The 7,619-nt window shown below is 68.0% G+C and carries 6 protein-coding genes and 1 pseudogene; 1 reads left to right on the top strand and 6 read right to left on the bottom strand.

Features of this window, described 5'->3' with window-relative positions; all coding sequences use genetic code 11:
• Window positions 1-277 precede the first annotated feature (277 nt).
• The 6 genes from ABZY11_RS41235 to ABZY11_RS41210 form a co-directional block, all read right to left on the bottom strand.
• Complete coding sequence (locus tag ABZY11_RS41235; protein ID WP_356484083.1) at window positions 278-1,297, bottom strand: alpha/beta hydrolase; 1,020 nt, start codon at window positions 1,295-1,297, stop codon at window positions 278-280.
• 369 nt (window positions 1,298-1,666) lie between these two features.
• Complete coding sequence (locus ABZY11_RS41230) at window positions 1,667-3,274, bottom strand: ABC-F family ATP-binding cassette domain-containing protein (RefSeq protein ID WP_356484082.1); 1,608 nt, start codon at window positions 3,272-3,274, stop codon at window positions 1,667-1,669.
• 28 nt (window positions 3,275-3,302) lie between these two features.
• Window positions 3,303-4,418, bottom strand: a complete 1,116-nt coding sequence (locus tag ABZY11_RS41225) for a radical SAM protein (RefSeq protein WP_356484081.1) — start codon at window positions 4,416-4,418, stop codon at window positions 3,303-3,305.
• Window positions 4,415-4,600: a 50S ribosomal protein L32 gene (gene rpmF, locus ABZY11_RS41220; RefSeq protein WP_356484080.1), complete on the bottom strand. Its 186-nt coding sequence runs from the start codon at window positions 4,598-4,600 to the stop codon at window positions 4,415-4,417. The genes ABZY11_RS41225 and rpmF overlap by 4 nt, the downstream gene beginning before the upstream one ends.
• Window positions 4,601-5,553: 953 nt before the next feature.
• Window positions 5,554-5,793, bottom strand: coding sequence for a hypothetical protein (locus ABZY11_RS41215; RefSeq protein ID WP_356484079.1), 240 nt, complete (start codon window positions 5,791-5,793; stop codon window positions 5,554-5,556).
• A 148-nt stretch (window positions 5,794-5,941) separates the two neighbouring features.
• Complete coding sequence (locus ABZY11_RS41210; RefSeq protein ID WP_356484078.1) at window positions 5,942-6,433, bottom strand: hypothetical protein; 492 nt, start codon at window positions 6,431-6,433, stop codon at window positions 5,942-5,944.
• Between the two features lie 892 nt (window positions 6,434-7,325).
• On the opposite strand from ABZY11_RS41210, the pseudogene ABZY11_RS41205 reads away from it, so the two are divergent.
• A pseudogene (locus ABZY11_RS41205) lies at window positions 7,326-7,619 on the top strand (hypothetical protein); the annotation flags it as partial.

Raw genomic sequence — 7,619 nt, 5'->3', positions numbered from 1 at the left:
CTCGGCGCCCCCGTCCTCGGCTCAGGGCCTGCCGGTCCGGCACCCTCGGGCCTGCGGGCTGCGGGCGGGCCGGGCGCCGGGCGCTCGTCGCCGCATCGTCGCGCAGGCCGGTCCTGACAGGACGATCTGGGCTGCTGCCCCTCACACCGGGCCCGCGCCGCCCAAAGGGCCCGGGCCCCGGTGCCACCGCCCCGGAAGGAAGCCGACGTTGGTGCCAGGCCGGGCGTCTGCAAGGCCTTCGCGCGCTGACCCTATCCGCGAAATGGACAGTGGCGGGTCAAGACGCTTCGCGGACCTCTCGGCTCAGCAGACGGCAGAGCCAACGGAAGCGGGTCCGGCGGGCGTCTCGGGAGACTTCAGCGTGTGGCGCCAGTTGGTCGAAGCCGTGGAAGCCGCCTGACCATATGTGCAGTTCAGCATCTCCGCCGGCTTGCCAGATGCGCGTCGCGTACTGGATGCATTCGTCACGAAAGGTCTCTGCGGCACCGGCGTCGACATAGGCGGGCGGCAACTGGGACAGGTCCGCTGCGCGGGCGGCCGCGGCATAGTACGAGACCTGCGAGCTTTCCCGGTCCTTGCCGAGAAGAGCGGTCCAGCCCAGGCTGTTGGCACGGCGGTCCCACACGCCCAGTCCGGCCATCTGGTGTGCTGAGGGACTGTCGTTGCGGTCGTCGAGCATGGGACACATCAGCAACTGGCCAAGGATGCCGGGACCCTTTCGGTCGCGGGCCATCAGGGCCAAAGCAGCCGTGAGGCCTCCGCCGGCGCTGCCGCCGACGGCGATGACACGTTGGCGGTCCACGCTGAGTGTGCCGGCATGGCGGGCGAGCCACAACAACCCGGCGTAGCAGTCCTCGATCGCCGCTGGGTACGGGTGCTCAGGTGCCAGCCGATAGCCGACGGATACGACCGCCAGTTCAAGGGGCTCAGCCCACTCGTGGAGGATCGTCTGCATTCCGGTGCGGCTGGATCCACCGATCATGCCTCCGCCGTGCATGTGGTAGATGACCGGCGCTTGTTGGCATAGGCCGGTGGGGCGTGCGAAGAGGAGTGAGACGTCCGGTGCTCCCTCCGGACCGGGGGCGAGGAACTCTTGGATCTCGAACCTGCCGTGGTCGCGCAACTCCTTGAGTGAAGGGTCTGTCGTGGTGAGTTGCGCACGCCACCGGGGGATGTCGTCAGCCGACGTCGGCGCGTTCTCCTGGGGCGCACCCAGGTTCTCCAACTCCGCGTTGAGTTCGGGGGCGAAGGGCACGGGTGGGGCCGTGAGCTGCGTCTGATTTCGGTTGCTGTTCATACGTCTTTCGTCCTCTCGATGTGTTCGCCGAAGATCTTGGAATGGAGTGGACAATGCCGTGATCCAGGTACAACGTCGTGGCTGGGGAGCGGTCGATCGGTTGGCTGCCGCAGAGGGTGTTGATGCCGAACACCGCCAGGTCACCCGGCCGCATCCGACACTCACCGAACTCGCTGTGGAAGATGGCGGAGCCCCCGCAGATGAAGACGAGGCGCACCCAGCCGTACGCCACGGGCGCCACGGCACCGGTGAACGTGTGATGGCGCGCATGGACCGGCGCGTGGACAACGGCGTGCGAAGGAGGAGGCGGGTCAATCATGTGAGGACCCGCCTCCTGACTCGCTTGTCGTAATGCCCGCTCCAAGACGGTCAGATGCCCAGGTCTCGGCGCTGATGCATCCGTCCGTTTCTGTCGAGCTCGATGATGGTGTCGACGCCGATCCGTTCGAGGAACGCGAAGTCGTGGCTGACGATGAGGAGTGCGCCGCGGTACGCGTCGAGGGCTTCGGCGAGTTGCTCGACGCTGGCGATGTCGAGATTGTTCGTCGGCTCGTCCAGGATCAGCATCTGGGCAGGCGGCGCGGCCAGGAGGAGCCGGGCGAGCGAGACCCGGAATCGCTCCCCGCCGGAGAGTGTGCGGACGGGGCGGTCCACGCTGTCACCGCGAAGGAGCAGCCGGGCGAGCTGATTGCGGATGGTGCCGGCCGGCGTGCCTGGGGCGACAGCCTGCACGTTCTCCATCGCGCTGGCATCGTCGTCGAGCCCATCGAGGCGTTGCGGGAGGAAACCGATGAGTTCGGTGACAAGGCGGCCGTGCGGTCGCCCCGGAGTCGGCTCGACACGCTGAACGAGCTGCTCGATCAGGGTCGACTTCCCGGCACCGTTCGCGCCGACGAGCGCCACCCGTTCCGGGCCCTGTATCACGACGGTTCGGCCCTCATCCTCCAGTTCCGCCAGCCGTCGTCCGCGTGGGACGTCCGGATCGGGCAGGACGAGATGGATGTGCTCCTCGTCGCGGACGCGTGCGTCCGCGACGTCGACGGCGGCCTGTGCGGCTTGGACCTTGTTGTCGAGAGTGGAGCGCAGTGATCCCGCGGATGCCTGAGCCTTGCTGGCGCGGTTGCCGGCGAGGATCTTCGGGATGCCGCCGTCCTTCTGGGTCTTCTTCCCTGTCCGCTCACGGCGCGCCAGCTTCGTCTCGGCCTCGATGCGTTGCCGTTTCTCGACCTTGAGCGCCTGCTGAGCTGAGCGTGCGGCCTGCGCCGCGGCCGCCTGTTCCTGCTCCTGGTGCTCCTTCCATGCGCTGTACGGGCCGCCGAACGTGTCCAGGGCGCCGCCGTAGAGCTCGGTGGTGTTGTCCATGTGCTCCAGCAGTTCGAGGTCGTGGCTCACGATGACGAGCGTCCCGGGCCACTGGTCGACGAACTCGGCAAGCTTGGCGCGCGTGGCGCGGTCGAGGTTGTTGGTGGGCTCGTCGAGCAGCGTGATCGGGGTGCGACGGATGCGCAGCCCGGTGATTGCGATGAGCATTCCCTCTCCACCGGAGACCTCGGCCACGCGGCGGCCGAGGTCTGCGGCGGAGAACCCGATCTGATGCAGCGCTTCGTCGGCACGGGACTCGATATCCCAGTCGTCACCGATCGCATCGAAGTGGCGTTGGTCGACATCGCCGGACTCGATCGCCGTCATCGCGTCGAGGATCCCGTGGATGCCGAGCAGCTCGGCGATGGTGGTGTCCTGCCGCAGTGTGAGCGTCTGCGGCAGGTAGCCGACCTCGCCCACGGTGTCGATCTGCCCGGCAGTCGGCTGCAGGTCATCGGCGATGAGCCGGAACAGGGTGGACTTGCCGGCGCCGTTGCGGCCGATCAGCCCGGTTCTACCGGCAGTGAAGGTGCCGTTGACACCGGCGAGCGCGACGGTGCCGTCGGGCCACTCGAAGGTCAGATCGCGCAGTGTGATGGCGGACTTCGTAGACATAGGCAGTGCTTCTCTCTTTTCTCGCCCGTCAACCAACGGGCGTGACGGGGATCAGTTCTGTGTCGACTGAGACAGCCCCCGGGGAAGGCGCGGCGAAAAACCTCGCGTGCAATTGCCCGCAGGCGGCTTCGATGCCCGTGCCGAACTGGCGCCGTCTGGTCGCGTGCACGCCGCGCGCGGTGAGCCCGCGCACGAACTCGTCCACGCGGGTCGAGGACGGTGCGCGATACTCCGGCGCTGCGCCGGCCGCCTCGTTGTAGCGGATGACGCTGACGTGGAACAGCTCGGTCCTGGAGCGCTGGTGGACCAGCTCGGCGAGGGCAGCGCGGTGGTCGTCGCTGTCGTTGACGCCGGCAATGAGCAGATAGGCCAGGTAGACCTTGCGACGACTCGTGGCAGCGTGCCGGTCGAGGATGTCGAGGCTCTGCGCGAGCGGGAACGTCTCCTCGAGCGGGATGATCCGCGCCCGCTCCTGCGCAAACGGCGAGTGCACCGAGAGCGTGATCGTCACCTGCGGGTGCTCATCCACGAGGCGTGCGAGATTCGGTGCGAACCCGACCGTAGAGACCGTGACCCGTCGCGCGGACATGCCGGCGTAGGCGGCATCGGTGAGCAACGTCAGCGCGTCGAATACATGCGGGTTGGCAAGCGCCTCACCCATGCCCATGAACGCGACGCTGGCCGGCCTCGGCAGGCCGGCGCGCGTCCAACGTGGATGCATCACCTGTGCGACGATCTCGTCCGCCGTGAGGTTGCGGATCAGGCCGACCGCCCCAGTGGCGCAGAAGGTGCAGCCCAGACCGCATCCGGCCTGCGACGAGATGCACATGGAGTCCCATCCGGCTCGATAGTGCGAGACGACGGTCTCGATCCGCGCCCCGCTGTCCGATGCGAACAGCACCTTCTCGACCTGCTCGTCCCGTTGCACCTCCAGCGGAGTCAGCGGGTGCAGCCGCGGCCCGAACCGCTCCGCGAGCTCGCCGCGAAGGCGCGCCGGGAGGGCGTGGACGTCGGCGAAGGTCTCGGCCGTCGAGCTCTGCCACGCGGTGATGAGCTGTTGGAACCGGAACGCGGGCATGCCCGTCTGCGCGAGGTGATCGCGAATGCGCATCCAACGGCTCCTTGCGGTCAGGATGGTGCTCATGCGTCACCACCGGTAGGAGGCAAGACCTCACGCCCCCGGTAGAAGCCGCAGTGCTGGCAGGCGCGATGCGGAGGCGTGGCCTTGCCGCAGGCGGGATTCGTGCAGGTGGTGAGGGCCGGAGCGCCGGTCTTCCAGTGCGCTCGACGATGACGAGTGCGGGAACGCGAGGTGCGATGTTGCATGGCAATGCCCTTCGTGAACGGGTTGTGTGAGCCAGCGGAACTGGCAGGACAACCGACCACGGGGCCGTGTGTCGATGCGGCGAGAGGTGCGAGCGGAACTGGCAAAGAGCCACGCTCCTGCGGCATGGGAGCCGCTACCCGAATACCGGGCAGGAGGAGGTTGCATACCTAGCAGGTCGTAGTCGCGCGTTCGCAGTCGTGCACCCGGGACCGAGGTCGGTGCGATGCGAACGTGCCGGCGAGATTCACGCGGCGATGTCAACGCCCGGGAAGGGCGGACTCACGCGCGTGTGTTGAGAAACGATCGTTCACCGATGTGGACGACGCCCACACGGGTGAAAGCCACCGGCAGTTCGGTGGCTAGACCCTGTCTACCTCAATCAGTCCCATGCCTGCCATCCTAACAGCCTTGCGTTGCCGGTCAGTACGCAGCCGTATCCGTCAATGGCGTGCGCAGCAGCCAGCGGTCGGGCCTGCCTCGGCTCTTCATCAGTAGGTGCTCGATGGTCGTGCTGCACCCCCACGCCAGCCGCTTTCCGCGCTGGTCGGGGCCCACAGCAGGCTCAGCACCTCTCACAGCGTTCCGCCCTGTTCCATAGCGAGTGATGGCGATTTAGCAGTCCTGTCTGATAGGGAGCGGGAGAGGCGATCGAGTCGAGAGTGCGCGCTGTGGCAGCTGAGGGCCGTTTCGTTCCGGCATCTCCTGTCTCCTCCCAACATGACCAGACCATCGACATCACCGTGGAAGAAACCCTCAACACCGCCCAGCACCAAGACCCCAGCCACCCATAGGGCCCGACAGCGGCGCAGAAGCCCCCACCGGACCGCGCGACGACGCAGCGGCGAGAGCATCGGGCCGAGCACTCCCTGTCCATCCCAGCCACCACCGACAACGCGGGCCTACCCAGGGTGCCTTGGGTTTGCCCGCGCCGCCGGCGGGAGGCTTGCCCAGCTCAGGTGCGTCGGCGTGAAAGCCAGCCGCTGGCCTTCTGCTCGGGGACCTGGTCCTGCTCCTGGCGTTCGCGGTCGGCCTGTTGGTCGGCCGCGACAGCCTGGTTCTCCCACGAGTCGCACAGGGTCGGGTGCCACTGCGGTCCGGGCTTCGGGTGCGCCGCGGCTGCCTTCCACCTGTCGTCGGTGAACTTCACCCCGCAGGAGGCGCGGGCGGGGCGGCGGGCCTCACGCTCAGCCATCTTCTGCTCGGCTGCCCACCGCGGCAACCAGTACAGCGAAGGCCAGAACGGTTCGCATACGGCCTTTGCGGGGTGAATGAGGGGTGCTTTTGTCAGGCATGACGTACCTCTCCTGGTACGGAGGAAGAGCGAGAGGGGGTGCTTGGCCTCAGGCGGAAGCCGGCGCGGGGCACGCGGCCTGTGCCGACAGACGGCGCAGCGCGGCCTCGGCGAGCAGGGCAACGGACGCGAAGGCAACCAGCGGCTGCAGAGGTGCCCAGTAGCTGAGCGCCCCGGAGGCGCCAAGCAGCAGCAGGACTGCTTTGTTGCAGACCGGGCAGCCGACTGCCAGGAACGACAGCAAACCGCCCAGCGAGCCCAGACGGCCACCGAGTGGAGGTTCCTGCATCTCGGGCGCGGGCCGGCGCACATAGGTCCCGAGGACGAGCCCGGCCAGGATGGCGGTGACGGCAAGTGCGGGGTAGTTCCACCCCTGCACGGGAACCGACCGTGAGAACAGCGGGTTGGGGACCACATCGGTCGGGACGCCGATCAGTACCGCGGTCAGCAGTGCGCAGGCGCCGGCCGCGGCCCACTGTCGGGGCCGCCAACCGCGTAGCGCCATACCTGCCCGGCTCAGCGAGCGCGAGGAAGAAGACATGTTCGATTACTCCGTTCCATGGATTTCAGGGACACGACGCAGCGGTCGGCCTAAATCCTCAGAACGCAGAGACGCGGAAACGGACTCGGTGGTGCGGGGCCTCCCGGCGATGACCGGCAGCCGAAGGCGGTCCCCGGCGTGAATGCCGGTTCGTGGGCGGGCAGGTTCGAGGAGAGAACCGTGAGGGGCTGGCCGTCGACGCGAGGGGCACTCAAGTCGAGGACTACGCTCTTGCCACATGGCGGCGCCGAATCGTCATGCTCCGTGACGACGAAGTCCCGCTCCTGGAGTTGCAGCTGTTCGATGCCGGCCGAAGGCCCAGTCGGCATGACATTGGGCTCTTCCCGCTCCGCCTGGCGGTTCACGCACAGCAGTGCCACCACGGCAACGAGCAGGCCCAGCAGGACGCGGAAACCGGCATGCGTCGGTCCGTGTGCTGCTGGTCGCCTCATCATCACCAATCCATGGATCTACGAACACCGTCACGGCAGACAAGCCGATCCGGCTCGCCCGAAAGGTGCAACGCGCCCAAGGCGATACGGGTGAAGGCACTGGGAGCGCCTTCAGAAGATACCACCGGGGGTATGCCCGCAGGGGTTCCTGGTCGGCAGTGTCAAGAACGGCCACGCCGGGCACAGCCGAGTCCCCGACGCGATCACCTGGCCGCGCACCGCAGCCCCCTCCATGCCCGAGCTGACCCCCTGACCCCCTGACCCGCCGAACGCTGCACCGGGAACCCACCGTCCTCGCACCGCCCGGCCCGTAAAGCCACCGGCCTGTTGACCAAGGCGAATTCACCACTATCGGGCCGTTTGCCGCGTACGGTGGGCCGGGCTGACATGCCCCGTCCGTGATGACGGTGCGGGCGACAGGGAACGGGAGGAAGAGCAGGATGACGCAGGCCACTGCGAGCGAGTTGAACGAGCGGGTGCTGGGGCGCAGGTGGACGGTGCGTCTGGACGCCGCCGGTCGTAGCAGTGCGACGGTACGCGTCTCGTGCAGCCGGCCTGCCTGCGCCGAGCAGCGCCTGCCGTCCGCAACCGCCGGCCGTGCGGCTGCGGTCGCCCACCTCAAGGCCCACCTGCGGGCCGCTGCCGGGCCCCGGGACGGCGTGTACTGCGCGTGCCGGGCCGAAAGCTGCCGCACGCACATCCGTCCCGACGACCGGCAGACGCGTACCCAGCCC

Origin of the sequence: Streptomyces sp. NPDC006510 (genome assembly GCF_040611955.1) — a bacterium.
Lineage (GTDB): Bacteria > Actinomycetota > Actinomycetes > Streptomycetales > Streptomycetaceae > Streptomyces.
The sequence above is the reverse complement of the archived record's forward strand: the minus strand, read 5'-3'. Positions and strand labels throughout refer to the sequence as shown.

Bases quoted from the DNA above. Each gene is read 5' to 3' on its own strand.
- ABZY11_RS41230 (WP_356484082.1), bottom strand. From the start codon at position 3,274: ATGTCTACGAAGTCCGCCATCACACTGCGCGATCTGACCTTCGAGTGG.
- ABZY11_RS41215 (WP_356484079.1), bottom strand. From the start codon at position 5,793: ATGGCTGAGCGTGAGGCCCGCCGCCCCGCCCGCGCCTCCTGCGGGGTG.
- ABZY11_RS41235 (WP_356484083.1), bottom strand. From the start codon at position 1,297: ATGAACAGCAACCGAAATCAGACGCAGCTCACGGCCCCACCCGTGCCC.
- rpmF (WP_356484080.1), bottom strand. From the start codon at position 4,600: ATGCAACATCGCACCTCGCGTTCCCGCACTCGTCATCGTCGAGCGCAC.
- ABZY11_RS41210 (WP_356484078.1), bottom strand. From the start codon at position 6,433: ATGTCTTCTTCCTCGCGCTCGCTGAGCCGGGCAGGTATGGCGCTACGC.
- ABZY11_RS41225 (WP_356484081.1), bottom strand. From the start codon at position 4,418: ATGAGCACCATCCTGACCGCAAGGAGCCGTTGGATGCGCATTCGCGAT.